This is a genomic window from Glycomyces sp. MUSA5-2 (assembly GCF_037034145.1).
In the GTDB taxonomy this organism is placed as follows: domain Bacteria; phylum Actinomycetota; class Actinomycetes; order Mycobacteriales; family Micromonosporaceae; genus Glycomyces; species Glycomyces artemisiae.
Genome location: NZ_JBAGKG010000006.1, coordinates 135,925 through 150,170, shown reverse-complemented (window position 1 = coordinate 150,170; position 14,246 = coordinate 135,925). Strand labels below are relative to the sequence as shown.

Genomic DNA, 14,246 nt, shown 5'->3' with positions numbered 1-14,246 from the left:
ACCCGACCCCGACAGGAGGCATGGGCGTCGTGGACGGCAGGTGGGATGGGACCACCGCTCCAGGCGGGTGTCGAGTCCGCGACGAGTGGTTGAGCGGTGCGGAGTGTTCGGGCTTCGGCAAAGGCCAAAGTGGCTGCGATTGGGTAAGGGCAGGCGCGCGAGCGGGCTGGCGAACCGGTGTGGTTCGCCAGCCCGAGACGAATGCGGTCCTTGACTGGGAGTTGGAGTTAGAGGCGCTTGCGTGCAGAGCGGTCGCCGAGGATCGCCTTGAGGGTGCGACCGGTCGCCTCGTGAATCCACCGGGTGGTCGAACTGTTGCCGACAATCCCGGTGTGCGCGACGGCGGCGGCGGTGGTTGAGGTGTGGAAGCGGCCGTCGTCGCCCAGGAGCATGCCGTCGACCTGGACGGTTACGGTGTAGTCGTCGTCGCCCGGGTGCGTGTACCTGAGTCGGTCGCCGGGGGCGAGCTCGCCGGATGCGAGCAGCAGATCAACGTTGCCGCGGTGGCGGCCGGTGCGGTGGCGGGCACGCAGCGAGGGTTGCCCGTCGGGGCCGGTTTCGAGGAGGCCGAGGACCCGTTCGAGGACTTGGTTGGCGCTCTCACCGGGTTGGGCGAGATCGGTGAGGTGGTCCAGGACGGTCCCGGTGATGCGGATGGTGAACTGCTCGTTCATGTGCTGCTTTCTGGTAGCGGAAATGCGGTTCGGGATGGGTCTGGCCGCACGAGCGCTCGTGCGGCCAGGGTGTTGTCGGCAGGAGCGGGAGGCCGCCGTGCGGGCGGCCTCCCGTGTGCGGTCAGGTCGCCTTCGCGGCCTTGGCGAGTGCGTCGGTGACGGCGTCGGCGAGGACGTCGATCACCGCACTGGGCTTGGGGCACGGGATGTGCTCGGCGTGGGCGAGCGGCCTGGAGCGGGCGGGCCCGAGTTGGATGACCGCGCACCCGGCTTCGGTGAGCTGCTTGCACTGGTCGGCGACGACCTGCCGCTGGGAGGCGGCGAGGTCCCCGTCGGTGATGAGCACCAGGGCGCGGGTGTTGCCATCGGCCTGGTCGAGGTCGAGGGCGGCGATGAGGCCGGCGATCGCGACGTCGGCGTGGTCGGTGGCGTACTCCAGGACCGGCTGGGGCACCTTCTCGGGTGTCTCGCCGACGGCCAGCAGCGCGCGGGGCCGCTCGCCAAACGTGGTGGCGGCGGCAGCGCCGCCGGAGATCTTCGTGGCGTGCGCGAAGATCCACGCCGCCGATCCGGCGGGGTCGAACCAGTCGCTCATGGACCCGGAGACATCGACGGCGATCCCCACGCGCGCTTCGGGGTCGGCCGGTGCCGCCTTGGCCCGCTGCTTCCACATCTGCGCGCTAACCAGGGCCCCGGCGGCTCTCTGCGCGGCGGCGGACTGGACGCCGCGCATGTTCAGCCGTCCTGGCGGGAGCGCGGCGGGGGCGCTGGTGTGCCCGGGCGGGCGCTGCGCGGCCTTCTTGATGGCCGCGCCGAGCGTGGCCTTCGCGGCGTGTTCCTCGCTGGTGGGGTCGCGTTCGGCCTCGGGCGAGGTGAACTTGTCCCACAACTGCTTCCCCGCCTCGGCGGTGGAGTTCCCGCCGGCCCCGCCTCCACCGCCGGTGAGGTTCCAGCCGGTGGCGGCGTCGGGATCGGCGGCGGTGGGGGCGTCGGCGGCGATCTGGGCGAGCGCGTCGGCGATGGCGTCCTCGACCGCTGTGAAGGCGCCGGTGGCGGCCGCAGTGTTCGCGCGGTCCTTGGCCTGCCGGTTGATCAGGGCCCGGGACCAGGCGACGGCGAGGTCTTTCATCCGGCCGGTGTCGGTGTCGGGGCAGATGATCGCGCCGCGCCACAGCTGCTGGAGCCGGTTGAGCAGGTCGGCGCCGAGTACGGCGTGCAGCGCCTGACGGGCGGCGGTGATGCCGGGGTCGGTGCGGTCGAAGACGCCGGCGTCAACCCGTCCGAGGGTCAGGCAGGCGGCCTCGGCGGCCTGCGCCAGGTCCAGCAGCGGGTACGAGCTCGCCGCGGCCGCGGCGGGTTGGAGCTGATCGGCGGCCGAGCGCAGCCACTGCCGGTCGTCGGGGCGGCGCTTGAGGTGGGCCGCTTCGATGCGGACCTCTTCGAGCAGGACGGCGGAGCGGGCGACCCAGAACGGCCAGGCGTCGTCGAGGTCCCACTGGGAGTGGCGGACATGGGCGCTCTGGTGGCACAGGACGCCGATGAGGACCGGGTACCAGAAGTGGTCGAAGGAGTCGGCCACATCCATCTCGTCGGGCGCCAGGCCGGGACAGCACAGGTCGGTGTCGAGCTCGACGACGTTGTGGGCTTTGAGGTAGGCGCCGGCGGCGCCGTGCCCGGCCCCGGGGGTCGCCACGACGGTGGTGCCGCCGGTCCCGAGGATGACGGCGAGCAGGTCGGTCAGGTCGGCCGAGACCTGCCGCCATGCCGGATCGCAGGGTGTGGGTGTGCTGCCGGTCGGCTGGTGCGGATGCTGTCGGGTCATGTCGATGCTCCATTCGGTTGCGGTTGCGGTTGCGGTTGCGGTTGCGGTTGCGGTTGCGGTTGCGGTTGTGGTTGCGGTTGCGGTTGTGGTTGCGGTGCTGTGGGTGTGGGTGCGGTCGGTGTCCCGGCGCTGGAGGGCGGCGGCGCTGGCGCGGGCGGCGCGGGGGCGGTGGTGGTGGTGAGTTGGGCGCCGAGGGTCAGCGGGCGGGCGCGAGTCCCGGCGGCGGCGGAGACAGCCTGGGCGACCACGGTGCGGTCGGCCTCGGGGGCGATGCCGACGAGGTTGTGCAGGGCGAACTTCTCGCCCATGAGGCGCGCGGTGTCGCGGAACGCGATGAGCTCCCGCATCTGCGGCGCCCACGTGACCTTGCCTTCGGTGTGCTTCTTGGACAGTGCTTTGGCGATCGTGATCGCCGCGGTCGGGACGCCGAGCTGGGCGGCGAGGTCGTAGTCGGTGTGGATGTCGATGTGGATGCCGAATCGGGAGGCGAGCGCCTCGGTGAGGACCGCGCCGTGTACGAACGGGTTGTGCCCGGCCAGGACGTAGAAGCCCTCGGCGGCGGTGACGGTTTCGTTCTTGTGGGCTTTGATGGCGATCTCGCCGCGCCCGTCCATGGCCGGGTAGAGCGTGGCCAGCACTGGTGGCGCGATGAGGGTGGCGTCGTCGATGAGCAGCGCGCGGCCCTCGCGCATAGCTCGCACCAGGGGCCCGTAATGGAAGACGAAGGTCCCGTCGGTCTCCTGGGTGTACTCGCCCACCAGGTCACCGACGCAGGTGTCGCCGTCGCCGGCGACGGTGACCAGGTCGGGGAAGGACGCCTCGGCCAGGGCGGTCTTGCCCGTCCCCGGCGGGCCTTGCAGCAGCACAGGGATGCCGGCCGCGCGCAAGTCCTGCAGGACCTCGACATCGGGGCGGCCGTGGAGGTCGCGCGGGAAGTACGAGGTGCCGTTGGGGCGCGCTACGGGCGCCACGCGGCGGCGCCTCCCGGAGGTCGGCGCCGGAGCGGGTGTCGGTGCGGGGGCTGCCTGGGTTGTCTTGCTGGTGGTGTCGGTGGCGAACAGGAGTGGTTTGCCGCCGAGGTTGACCGCGTCGCCGTCGGCGACCAGGCGCTTGAGCGATTGGGCGACCGCACCGGAGGAGGTCTGCCCGTTCTTGAGGACTTCGGCGTAGACGGCGGCGACGGTCATCGGCTGGCCGCTGGCGGTGAGGATGTCTTGGATCTCGCGTTTGAGCGCGTTCGGTGGTCTGCCTGACATGCTGCTGCCTTCCTGTTGCAGGGCATGGAGAAACGGTCTGCGCGGGCCCGCTGCAGTGCGGGCCCGCGCAGGCGAGTGGTGCAGCCGCGGCCTCGCTGGAGGCCGCGGGTTCGGCGTGCGTATGCAGCGCCGGTGGCAGTCCGGTCGATACGATGCAGGAACTGCTTTTCCTTCTGGTGGAGCAGGGCAGGCGCGGCCCGAGATTTCGCGGTCTGGTGGTCGCGCCTGTTACAGGTCGAGCGGGCTCGACCAGACCCGGGCCGAGTGCGGCGGGTCGGCGATGCGGTGGGCCTCAAGGCTCACGATGTGGTTGTGCAGGTCGTAGAGGCGCTGGACGTCCAGCCACCGGGTCGGTCGCGGCACCGGGCCGGTCGGGACGGTCCCGACGGCGTATCCCGGAGCCTCGGTCCGGTCGAGGACGAACAGGGCGCCCGCGCCGAGCGGATAGGTCCGGCCCACCTCGGGAGCGCGGGGGCCGACGCCCAGGAGCGGGTCGGTCGGCATCACCGGCCAGCGCAGCGCGGTGACCGTGGCGTGCAGCCGGACGTACATGCCGTCCCAGTCCCCGAGCGTGAAGCGCGCCAGGTCGAAGCTGTCGGCCTCGGGCCGGAGGCTGACGGTCCCGTACCGGCCCAGGTCGCGTTCGGCCGCAGGCCAGGTGAGGATGCCCGTCCCCAGCAGCAGCTGCGGCGGCCGATCGAGATCAGTCACGGCCCCTCCCGCTCGTGGTGATCGGTCCGGTCCACGGTGTCGCGTAGAGACGGATGGTCTGCATGTCGAGGTCGCAGCAGGCCTGCGGGTCCAGCCAGGGCCCGAAGGTCGCGGCGTCGGGGAGCAGGCCGATGGTGGGCGGTCGGTGCGCTCTGCCGGGGAGCCGGTGCAATCGGCCGCGGCCGATTTCGATCTCGTCGCCGATCGCGACCGTGCGGGGTTGGACGCCGAAGTCGGGGTCGGCCCCGAGGACGGGAGCGTGGACGCCGCTGACCCTGGCGGTCAAGATGACCCGCGTCCCTGCCAGCTCGAGGTCCGGGAGCTGGTAGTTGAGTGCGCGGAGCTTGTTCCCGCTGCTGTAGACGGGTCGGCCGATCCGGAAGCTGCCGAAGCGGCCGATATCGATTTCGGCCGCGGGGAGGCTGAAGATCCCCGAGAGGAGGAACTTTCGTGCAGGCTGGTGCATGCTGGTGCCTTTCTGAAATGGTGCGGACGGCGGGCGCGGCAACGCTGTGACGCCCGCCGGGTACAGGACTGGTCAGGTTGCGCCCCTGGTGGGCTACAGTCCTGACGCCGTTGGTCCCCGTGTCGGTCCGGGACGGGGTGCAGCGGCGAGGTCAGGTGCCGATGCCGGTGTCCACGAGGTGGCCCGAGACCAGGGGTGCGCCGTGGTCGAGGTCGGCGGCGGCGACGCCGTAGGCGATGACGTCGGCCAGCAGCTCCGCAAGCGGGCAGTGCTCGCCGAGCGCGAGCTCGAGCGCGGAGGTCGCGGTGGCGAGGTCGCCGGTGCGCCAGGCGGCGAGCGCGACAAGTGCGAGGGCGGTGGCCCTGGCGTCGTCGACGCCGATGCGGGCGGCGCCCTGCCACAGTTCGATGCGGGCCTGGACGGAATTCTTGGCCGCCCAGACCGCCTCGATCGCCTCGGCGAGCACCACCGGGTGTTCGGCGAGCGCGAGGCCCAGCTCGACCAGCGTCGGCACGGCCGGGACGCGCGGGTCGGCGAGTGTTGCGGCGAGCAGGCGGCGGTCTGCGGCGGCGAGGTGCTCGGGGTTGGTGGCGCGGCGGCGCCCGATCGCCTCGTGCCGGATGCGGCGTGCGGTCGCGAGCACGTCGGGCGCGACTCGCTCCCCGGCCTCGCGCTGCATCGTGCGGGTCTGGTGGAGTCCGGCACGGCAGGCCAGGGTCCACATGCGCGCGACGACCGGGTCCAGTGCGACGACGCGGTCCCAGGTGCCCGGTTCCGGTTCGCCCGCGCACCTCGCCAGGCGGCTCCATTGGAGACCGTCGGCGGTGATGTGCAGGAGCCGGTCGTTGCTTTGGAATACGGTGTCGGACATGGCTTCCTGGAGCGCGGCGATGCGAGATGGAAGTGCCTGGGTGTCGTTGGTGTAGGCCAGCAGCCACAGCTGGCGGCAGTCGGCGGCGGTGAAGACGCGGATGAATCGGTCGGCGGCGTCCTCGGTGTCGAGGTCGGCGAGGGGCCAGGAAGCCAGGGCGCCGGTGGTGGCGCCCCAGGAGCCGATGCCGACGATCTCCTCGACGGGGGCCCGGCCCAGCAGGACCGGGGCCAGGGCGGCGACGACGCCGGGGTTGAGCAGGTTGATGGTGCCGACGCCGGAGGCGGCGTACGATCGCAGATACACTGCGTTGTCCTTTCTCACGATGGGATGCTTGCGGTGCTGGTGCGGGACAAGGGGGTTCCAATTCGCTTGTCCCGCACCGCCTCTAATTGGTGCTGGCCGTCTCAGGCGGCCGCGTGGACGGGTGTCGGTGCCTCGGCGAGCGCGCGGGAGCAGGTGCAGGCGCGGTGGATTTCGAGGCGGACGCTGCGGTCGGCGGCGAAGCCGACAGCGTCGCGGTCGAGCCAGCACCAGCCGTCTCCGCGCGGACTGCAGCCCGCCAGAACGGCCTCTTCGCTGCCGACGGCACCGGAGATCTCCAGGCAGACGTGGCCGCGCGCCAGCGCGAGACTCACGGTGGCCGGTCCTTGGGTGTGGAGTCCGGTCCAGCGGGTGAGGCCGGGCCAGGTGTCCTTGTGGAGGACGGCCACGAGCGTCCCGGTGCCGCCGAGCGGGACGCGGCGGAGCGCGAGACGCTGCTCGGTGGCGGGGTGGTGCAAGGCGACCATGCCTTCCCCGCCGGTCCGACCTTCGGCCTCGGGCAGGCGCAGCACGCCGAGACCGAGGACCTGCACGGCAGGCGGGTCCTGGCGGTGCTGTTCCTGGGGTGCGATCATGCCCCCACCTCCTCGGCCGCGTCGTCGTCTCGGGTGTCGTCGTGCTCGGCGTCGGCGCGTTCGTCGCGGTAGATCGCCTGGGCGTCGGCGAGGAGCTGGTCGATATCGCCGCCCCAGCCGTCGGCCCAGTGCCCGGCGTTGCAGATGAAGTCCCGCAACACCTCAGCGCGGACCTCGTTGTCGGCGTACGCGAGCGGTGCGCCCTGGCCGGTGCGGGCGGCGAACGCGTCGAGGGTCTCCTCGACCAGGTACCCGCGCTGCTCGTTCGCTACGACCGGGTCGTCGCTGATGCGCGAGTCCCGCTGCTGCACGCGGAAGCGGCACGAGCTGCACGGCTCGAACCACCGGTGCGGCTCCTGTCGGCGCTGCCCGCAGTGGCGGCACCAGGTCCAGATCTCCGCTCGCCATGCCTCGAGTTCGCGCTCCTCGGCCTCGACATCGCGCCAATACGCACGGAGCGCGTCGGTGATGAGCTCGTCGATGAAGGCGCCGGTGCCTTCGCCGCAGTGGAGCTCGTCGACCAGGGCGGCGATGATCGTCTCCCGGTCGGGCAGGTCAGCGCTCGCGCCGGTGGAGGCGGGGCGGAGTCGGAGGGCGGCGCGGTGGGCGCGGGCGCGGTTGCGCTCGGCGAAGGTGCGGGACTCATCGTGCACGATCTGGTCGAGGTGGGGCATCGTGATGTCGGCGCCGCCGGGCGGTGCTGCGGCGCCGCGGCCGCGGCCGGGGCCGGTCGGGTTGGGCTGGTTGGTCACTGGTGTGCTCCTTCGGGTCGGGTTCGGGTTGATTGCGGCATCGCCTGCGGTCCTGGGGCCGCGGCGGTCCGCTGACGCGGGGCGGCTCGAGTGTCGGTGTGGCGGCGGGCGGGGGTGGCGAGGGTGAGTTCGGCGCACACCTGCGCGAGCGCCTCCAACGGCTTGCGCTTGGTGTGCCGCTCGGCGGCGAACACCACCCGGCCCGCTGCGACTTCGAGGTGGACGGTCTCGCCCTCGGCGAGTTCGAGCGCGTACCCGCACCAGTCGAGTTCGCGGCGCAGGGTCCGCAGCCACACCGCACCGGGCCCGCGCCCCTTCGACCCGGGTGTGCCGGTGTCGGTGTGGATGGCCCGGGTCTGGTCAGGGGTGAAGACTCGGAAGCAGCCGCGCTCGCGGTTCTGCGTGCTGAGTACGTAGAAGCCGCTGGCGCGCTTGCGGATGCGGTGGCCGTGTTCGAGCCAGGCGTCGCGGGTGCCGAGCTCGGTGACTGTGGTGCCACTCGCGTGCTCCTGGAGGGAGAGCAGGCATTGGCTGCGCAGGCTCCAGCGCCCGATGGTCGGTGATCGCAGCGCCATCTGCGTGGTGATCGCGCCCGCTTCGGGGAGCGCGAGCACGCTGTCGGCGGCAGCGACGAGTTCCGCGAGGCGCTCACGCCCCCGCGTACGATGATCCATAATGGAGGATTTCCTTTCGGTTCGGTCGGTGGGGAGATTGGCGCAACTCCACGCGCGCGTCGAGTCGAGTTCGCGTGCACCGGAGTGCGCCTGCTCGGGCCGCGTGCGCGCGACGTTGCCCCCTGTTGGCATGCCAGGTGGCGGCGTCACGGGCGCCCGCCGCCGGTGCTGCCGGGCGGGAGGGCGGTGGCGTGGACGACGAGGTCGTCGTTGCGCACATGGACGGTGTACTGCTCGCCCTCGTCGCCGATGCCGGTGAACTGCCCGGTCATGCGGGCCACGCAGCCGTCTTCGTTCGCCAGGGCGGCGAGGTGGGCGAGGCGGCGCAGGGATATGACCATCACGGCGTGGTCGGTGCCGAGGGCGCCGGGCTTGACGGCGATGACGGTGCGCTCGTCCTGGGACAGGACGGGGATCAGCACCGGGGCCAGGGTGGGGTAGGCGCGCGGGTTGATCGAGGCGAAGTCGAGGTGGTGGTCGAGGTGCTGGATCCACCACTCGACGCTCATGGCGGGTTCGAGGCCGATGCGGCCCTGGTAGGTGATGTCGGCGTCCATGCTGTCGTCTGCTTTCTGTTCAGGCCCGTTGCCGGGCATACGGAAGGGCAGCGCCGTTCGGCGCTGCCCTCGCTGGTTGTTGGATCGCTGCGGGACTGCGAGTGCGGTTACGGGGTGCGGGTCGGTGCGGTCAAGTCGTGGAGGGTCGTCGTGATGGGGGCGAGGTCGTCGGTGTCGAGACCGGCGTCGTCGAGGACACTGCAGTGGAGGCGCAGCAGCAGTTCCTTCGCGGCGGGACAGATCGGGGCGAGGTGCGCCGCAACGATGCGGGCTTCCAGGCTCGCGAGGATGCGGGCGGCGCCAACCAGGTGCGGTGCGGCGTCGGCGGTGATGCGCGGGTGCCTCCGGCGGGTGCGGGTGCCGAGGACGAAGGCGGCCGCGCCCACGAGGGCGGCGAGCAGCAGCTCGCCGAGTGTGAAGTCGAATGACATGGGTTGGACCTACTTTCGATGGATTGGATGACGAAGGCAGGGGCCGCGATGCGGCCCCTCTTTTCCGTTGGCGTGCGGCAGAACGCGGCGCGCCTGATCGGTGCGCCGCTGAGAACACGGCGGAGCCGAGCGGACGACTCGGCGGGCCGGGCCGGGCAGGTCAGTGCTGGCCCTGATTCGTGCAGCAGGGCCGGTCGCAGTCCCAAGCCCGGGCGGCGATGAGCGCCTGCAGTTGGGTGGGGCTGATCTCGTCGAGGACGGCGTCTGCGAGGACGCGGGTGCGGTTGTCGTCGGTGATCTGGGCCTGGCGGGCCAGCGCCATGCGCGCGGCTGAGCGCCGCCCGGCCAAGTGGCAGCCGAGCCCGGCCATGCCGGCCGCCCAGTGGCCCTCGCCCGGGAGCAGGCGGGCCGCCCACAGCCACGGGTCCAGGCGCGGGTGCGCGGGCGTCGTGGCGAAGGCGCGGCACACCCATGCGAGGGTGCGGCAGTCCAGGACCGCCCCGCCCATCGCGAGGGCGTGGCCCGGGCCGGGCAGGAACGCCATCTCCTGCGCGAGCTCGACCGCGCGCTGCCCGTCGTGGTACCGCTCGGTGGCCGACATCTCGGCCCGGGCCCGGCGCTCGCGCGGCACCTGCACCGGCCAGCGGGGGTCGCGGTGGCCGAGGGCCCCGGTCGCGTCGAGCACGCCCCATCGTCCCCAGGCCCGGCTGTCCGCATCCAGCGACGCGATCGTGCGCGAAGGGTCGAACGCGGTTCCAATGGGCGTCCAGGGCTGGTCCAGCTTGCGGTAGAAGAGGTCGCCGGCGTCGGTGTCGATGCGGACCAGGACCGTCGTCAGCTCGAGAAGGGGACGCTCGAGCATGGACCTGAGCTGGTCGTCGGTGGCGACCAGCCCGTCACAGCGCTCCTGGGAGGTGTAGGCGAGGACGGCGGTGTCGCAGTATTCGCTGCCGGCCTCCCGGACCGCGGAGCGGAGGCGGCGCATGGCGTCCGCGTCGTCGAGGTCGATGCCGACGCACGCGATCGGGCGTGCGTCGGCGAGCCAGACGACGGCGATCGCCTCGTCCAAGGGCCGGCTCAGCCAGCGCGGAGCGAGGATCGTCAGGTCGGCCAGTGAGGCGCGGCCGGGCGCGGGGACATCGGGGTCGAGCTGGACCCCGGTGTACAGGGCGGAGACGGTCGAAGCGGACATGGTGTGGTTCCTCTCGATTTGGTGTGCGGTGGGCGCATACGAAGCGACCGGCCTGGCGCCATTGCCGGGCCGGTCGCAAGCGCGGTCGGGCCGGCGTCGGTTTCAGGTGAGGTCCGCGGGCGGGCGCGGCTCTGCACCGGCGAACGGCGGCCCGTCCGGGTGCAGGACGTGGAGCTGTGGCGGCTCGAAGCCGGCGGCGACCATCCACATCGCCAGCGGCCAGCGATGGCGGTGCGGAATCGCGACGGCCGCACCGTCGGCGCCGCGACCGCAGAGCACGGCTTCGCTGTAGCAGTTCAGGAGGCGGCCGCCGACGAAGCGGCTCACGCGCGCCGCGAGCGCGTTGTACCGCAGTTCGAACCCCGCTTCGCGGGCCGCGACCAGCTGCAGGTCGTCGCCGAGCTGCCGCGAGTACCAGCACCGGGCGGGCAGGCCCGTGACCTGCGCCAGCAGGTCGGGGCGCAGTTGCTGCCAGGTGGCGTTCCCGGTCAACGGGTGCAGCACCACCACCGGGTGGCTGAGCTGCTCGACGGCAGCGGCGAACGCCGCAGGCCCGGCCATCGCCTCCAGGTGGCGGGCGGTGGCTTCCGGCAGCGGGTACGCGATGTTTCGGCCGAGCGGGCGGACGCGGTCGCCCGCCGCGGGAATGACAGTCAAACTGGAGCCGTTGTCCCACAACACCTCCAAATGCCCGATGTCGCTCTGCCAGGACATGACGGTGCCGAGGGCGCCCGGCGCGAGGTCGGTAAAGGGGTCGTTCATCCTGACGAGCGCGACGCGGTCGCCAGTTCGGTACAGCGCGTGGGTCATTGCTTCCTCTTCTCATTGATAGGGCTCAAGGCGGCAGCACCGTTCGGCGCTGCCGCCCTTGACTGCAAAGACCCGTCCCCGCTGCGGATGGCAGGTGCGAACGCTGGCACCGCCTCGGAGCAGTGCTGCGCCGCGGTTCGGAGCGGGAACGGGTCGGTATTCGACGGGACGGTCAGGCCGTGTCCTCGATGGTGGTGCGGGCCAGGACCAGCAGGTCGGCGAGCGCGTTGCGGGCCTCGTGCCGCTCCTCGATCGCCTGACGGACCGGTGCGATCAGGAGGTCGACCCGGGACGGGTGGAGGTAGCCGCAGGTCTCGACTGCCGCATCGGCTTCGGTGAACTGGCGGGTCTTCGACTCAGGAAGCCAATCGACGATCGCCAGCGTGAGGCGGTAGGGCCCCAGGGTCGCGTTGGCGACGCGGTCGGCGAGATGGAGGCGGTCGGCGGCCGCCGTCAGTTCGTCGGCCAGGTAGCCATCAAGGAGGGGCAGCGCCTCCAGGACGGCGTCCCAGCCGGTCTCACAAATGGTCGCCGCCATCCGGTCGGCGTGCGGGAACTGCACCCGGTTGATGAGGTCGGTCATGGTCGCGTTCCTTTCGATCGAGGGAAACAGGAAGCGGCGCACCCGATCGGGTGCGCCGCTGTACGGAGGCGAACTGCGGGGATGGTTCAGCACGGACCGGCCCACGCCGCCGCGCTCGTGCGCGGGTTCGTGGTCGGTACGGTGAGGTTCGCCGGGAGGTTCGGCGGCCAGCCAGTGGCCCCCGCGCGGCACCGTTCGAGGGGCTCGAACAGCGCCCGCTGGTCCCACCACAGCGGGTCGCCGATTTCGAAGCGGCCGATCCAGGTGCCGTGGCGGTGGAGTTCGACCCGGATGGCCGCGTCGGCGACGGCGAGCCAGGTGTGCACGATCGCGTCCTCGCGCGGGCCGGGTGCGGCGGCGATGCCGACACCGGCGAGCAGGCCCGGACCGCAGGGGCTCGCGGCGGCGAGGAGGTTGGTGATGGATTCGAGGTCGAGCGCGGTCTCCAACCACCAGGCCGGGATCGGGGCGTTCGAGCGCACCCGGATGGTCGGGTCCTCGTCGAAGTCGACGAGGCCCCAGCTGGCGACGAGCAGTCCGGAGACGGTGAGGCGGCCCTCGGCGTCCTGCCAGCAGGCGATGGTCCAGCGATCGCCCTCGTAGAGGCTCTCGGGTGCCGAAGCAGCCCAGCGGCGCAGGGCGGCGGTGAGGTCGTCGTGGTTCACGATGGTGTTCCCTTCGAAGGTTCGGGATCGGAGCAGGGCAAAGAAGAAGGGCGCAGCCGTCGGCTGCGCCCCTGCAGGGTGTGGACTGGCGGTCGGTTCCGTGGTCGTGCGATTCCTCCTCGATCAGATCGGTGCACCGGGCGGTGCCGCTGCACCGCGTGCCGCCGCGAGGCACGTCGAAGCCGCAGGGCGGTGGGCTCCCGGCGCAGCGGCGTCCCTCCGGCGCATGGCCTAGTCCCCGGAGGGGGCCGCGGCTGCCGCGGTGGCGCGGCGGGGCTTGCGGCCCTGGCCGGTGAGGGTGCGCTTCAGCCACCGCCACACGCGCAGCGGCCGGGGCCAGGAGCGACGGTCATGCGGGAGGCGGCGGCAGCCGCGGCACCGGCACGCGGGCCGGTGGAGGGCGAACAGGGTGAACGCCTGCTCCCGGTCGCACCCCTCGATGGTCAGCCGCGTGTGCTGATCGAGGATGACGATCGCGACCACCCCGAAGCGGGCGATCTGCAGGCTCTTGATCGTGGCGGTCATGCGGTAGGGGCTGCGCACCTTCCAGTGCGAGCGCACCCCCGCCGGGAGGGTCAGGACCGGGCGCACTTTGCACCGGTCGCCCACGTTCCAGTCGAGGTAGTGCATGGTTGACTCCCGTCGCTCACGTCGTGCCGGGCACGACGAATGCCCGCGCGCCGGACGGCGTGCGGGTGCGTGCTCTCGAGGTGAAGGCAGCGCCTGCGGCGCTGCGGTTATCGGTTGAGCCGGGGCGCGGTACTCGCTGCCGGGTTCGCCGGTTCCGACCAGGAAGCTGGTGGGAGGGTCGACGAACGGTCCGGAACGGGCAGGCGCCGCCTGCAGCTCAGATATGGAGTTGGAAACGGGTAATGCTGTATATAGGCAGGGTGCGCGGGCGCTTCCGCGCGGGTGCGCGCACCCAATGCGGGCTCAGGATCGCGCCATGGGGTGAATGTGCTGCATGCGGGCTCGGGCAGCCCTTAGACTCCGAGGATGGAACCCGTATCGCCTCCCCGCGGTTACCGGACGATCCTGACGCTCGTTCTGGAAGCCACTCCTGCCGTCCGGTGGGCGCGCCGGGCCCGATTCCTCGGCTGGGCCGCGGTTGCCGTCGGCGTGATCGCGCTGGCGCTGAGCTGGGATGCACGCTCCTGGGCGGCCTGGTTGATCGCTGCCGGATTCGTCATCGGCGTGGCTGCGCGCCTCCACCTCATGGCGGCAGTGTCCGGGGGCCTGGCCGGGCGTACCCCCGAATACGTCATCGCGGTCGCTGTGGCGGCCACACTGACGCTAGCCCTGGTCGTGGCACCGCTGTCTGCGGCGGACACGTCCCGCTCGTCGGCACTGTGGGCCCTGGCGATCGGCGCCATGCTGGTCGCGATCGACCAGATCGGGTACCAGTGGTGGGTGTGGCGACGAGGCCACGGTGCCCTCGGTACCGCGGTCATGGTCCGGGCCTACCAGGGGGCTCTGCAGGAGGGGTGGACTACCGATCCTGCGACCGGCAACCAGCTCAAGGTGGTGGCCGGCAAGCCCGGCCGCTCGGCGCCACACACCCGCATGACCGTGCTGGAACGCTCCAGCAGCCCCGCACCGATGTGCGTCGCTTATCAGGCCGGCAGCGGGCTGCCCGGGTACGGCCTTGCGCTTCGCCGGTACCACATCCTCGCCGACGAGCCCGCTGCTGCCGCGCTGGCGCCGCTGGCGGAAGGGGAGCGGGAGGTGCCGCCGATGCGCGTCGCCGAGGTGCTGGCGCTGTGGTGGAAGGTGCGGCGCTGCGAGGCCGCTGTCCGCCATTCACCGGTCGACAATGCCAGCGCTCACTAGCACACTGTGTCAGCGGCCTATGCGACTTCCCCGTTCGCGGTTACGAAACTTCC

Annotated in this window: 17 protein-coding genes; 1 reads left to right on the top strand and 16 read right to left on the bottom strand. The window is 71.9% G+C overall.

The window, feature by feature from the left end; translation table 11 throughout:
• Positions 1-227 precede the first annotated feature (227 nt).
• From WA640_RS19630 to WA640_RS19555, 16 genes are all read right to left on the bottom strand, one after another.
• Positions 228-674, bottom strand: coding sequence for a hypothetical protein (locus WA640_RS19630; RefSeq protein ID WP_335989859.1), 447 nt, complete (start codon positions 672-674; stop codon positions 228-230).
• Positions 675-795: 121 nt separating this feature from the next.
• The gene (locus WA640_RS19625) at positions 796-2,496 is read right to left on the bottom strand and encodes a hypothetical protein (protein WP_335989858.1); all 1,701 of its coding nucleotides are present in this window, start codon (positions 2,494-2,496) and stop codon (positions 796-798) included.
• Positions 2,493-3,752: an AAA family ATPase gene (locus WA640_RS19620; RefSeq protein WP_335989856.1), complete on the bottom strand. Its 1,260-nt coding sequence runs from the start codon at positions 3,750-3,752 to the stop codon at positions 2,493-2,495. The genes WA640_RS19625 and WA640_RS19620 overlap by 4 nt, the downstream gene beginning before the upstream one ends.
• 228 nt (positions 3,753-3,980) lie before the next feature.
• Positions 3,981-4,463, bottom strand: a complete 483-nt coding sequence (locus WA640_RS19615; protein WP_335989855.1) for a hypothetical protein — start codon at positions 4,461-4,463, stop codon at positions 3,981-3,983.
• A complete protein-coding gene (locus tag WA640_RS19610; protein WP_335989854.1) occupies positions 4,456-4,929 on the bottom strand; it encodes a hypothetical protein in 474 nt (157 codons plus the stop codon). The genes WA640_RS19615 and WA640_RS19610 overlap by 8 nt, the downstream gene beginning before the upstream one ends.
• 151 nt (positions 4,930-5,080) lie before the next feature.
• Positions 5,081-6,106 (bottom strand): DUF4192 family protein, encoded by a 1,026-nt coding sequence (locus WA640_RS19605; protein ID WP_335989852.1) that lies wholly within the window; start codon positions 6,104-6,106, stop codon positions 5,081-5,083.
• Positions 6,107-6,207: 101 nt separating this feature from the next.
• On the bottom strand, positions 6,208-6,699 hold the full coding sequence (locus WA640_RS19600; protein WP_335989849.1) for a hypothetical protein: 492 nt from the start codon (positions 6,697-6,699) through the stop codon (positions 6,208-6,210).
• The gene (locus WA640_RS19595; RefSeq protein WP_335989846.1) at positions 6,696-7,451 is read right to left on the bottom strand and encodes a hypothetical protein; all 756 of its coding nucleotides are present in this window, start codon (positions 7,449-7,451) and stop codon (positions 6,696-6,698) included. The genes WA640_RS19600 and WA640_RS19595 overlap by 4 nt, the downstream gene beginning before the upstream one ends.
• Positions 7,448-8,125, bottom strand: a complete 678-nt coding sequence (locus tag WA640_RS19590) for a hypothetical protein (RefSeq protein WP_335989845.1) — start codon at positions 8,123-8,125, stop codon at positions 7,448-7,450. Before WA640_RS19590 ends, WA640_RS19595 begins: the two co-directional genes overlap by 4 nt.
• Before the next feature lie 146 nt (positions 8,126-8,271).
• Positions 8,272-8,682 carry a hypothetical protein gene (locus WA640_RS19585; RefSeq protein WP_335989844.1) on the bottom strand — a complete coding sequence of 137 codons (411 nt, stop codon included), beginning with the start codon at positions 8,680-8,682 and terminating at the stop codon, positions 8,272-8,274.
• Positions 8,683-8,789: 107 nt separating this feature from the next.
• A complete protein-coding gene (locus WA640_RS19580) occupies positions 8,790-9,113 on the bottom strand; it encodes a hypothetical protein (RefSeq protein ID WP_335989842.1) in 324 nt (107 codons plus the stop codon).
• A 160-nt stretch (positions 9,114-9,273) separates the two neighbouring features.
• A complete protein-coding gene (locus tag WA640_RS19575) occupies positions 9,274-10,305 on the bottom strand; it encodes a hypothetical protein (RefSeq protein ID WP_335989841.1) in 1,032 nt (343 codons plus the stop codon).
• Positions 10,306-10,407: 102 nt separating this feature from the next.
• Positions 10,408-11,115 carry a DUF4314 domain-containing protein gene (locus WA640_RS19570; RefSeq protein WP_335989840.1) on the bottom strand — a complete coding sequence of 236 codons (708 nt, stop codon included), beginning with the start codon at positions 11,113-11,115 and terminating at the stop codon, positions 10,408-10,410.
• Between the two features lie 172 nt (positions 11,116-11,287).
• A complete protein-coding gene (locus WA640_RS19565; protein ID WP_335989839.1) occupies positions 11,288-11,698 on the bottom strand; it encodes a hypothetical protein in 411 nt (136 codons plus the stop codon).
• A gap of 86 nt (positions 11,699-11,784) precedes the next feature.
• Positions 11,785-12,363, bottom strand: coding sequence for a hypothetical protein (locus WA640_RS19560; protein WP_335989838.1), 579 nt, complete (start codon positions 12,361-12,363; stop codon positions 11,785-11,787).
• Positions 12,364-12,594: 231 nt separating this feature from the next.
• Complete coding sequence (locus WA640_RS19555; protein WP_335989837.1) at positions 12,595-12,993, bottom strand: hypothetical protein; 399 nt, start codon at positions 12,991-12,993, stop codon at positions 12,595-12,597.
• Positions 12,994-13,359: 366 nt separating this feature from the next.
• Here WA640_RS19555 and WA640_RS19550 point away from each other — a divergent pair, with 366 nt between their 5' ends.
• Complete coding sequence (locus WA640_RS19550; RefSeq protein ID WP_335989836.1) at positions 13,360-14,193, top strand: hypothetical protein; 834 nt, start codon at positions 13,360-13,362, stop codon at positions 14,191-14,193.
• Positions 14,194-14,246: the final 53 nt, after the last annotated feature.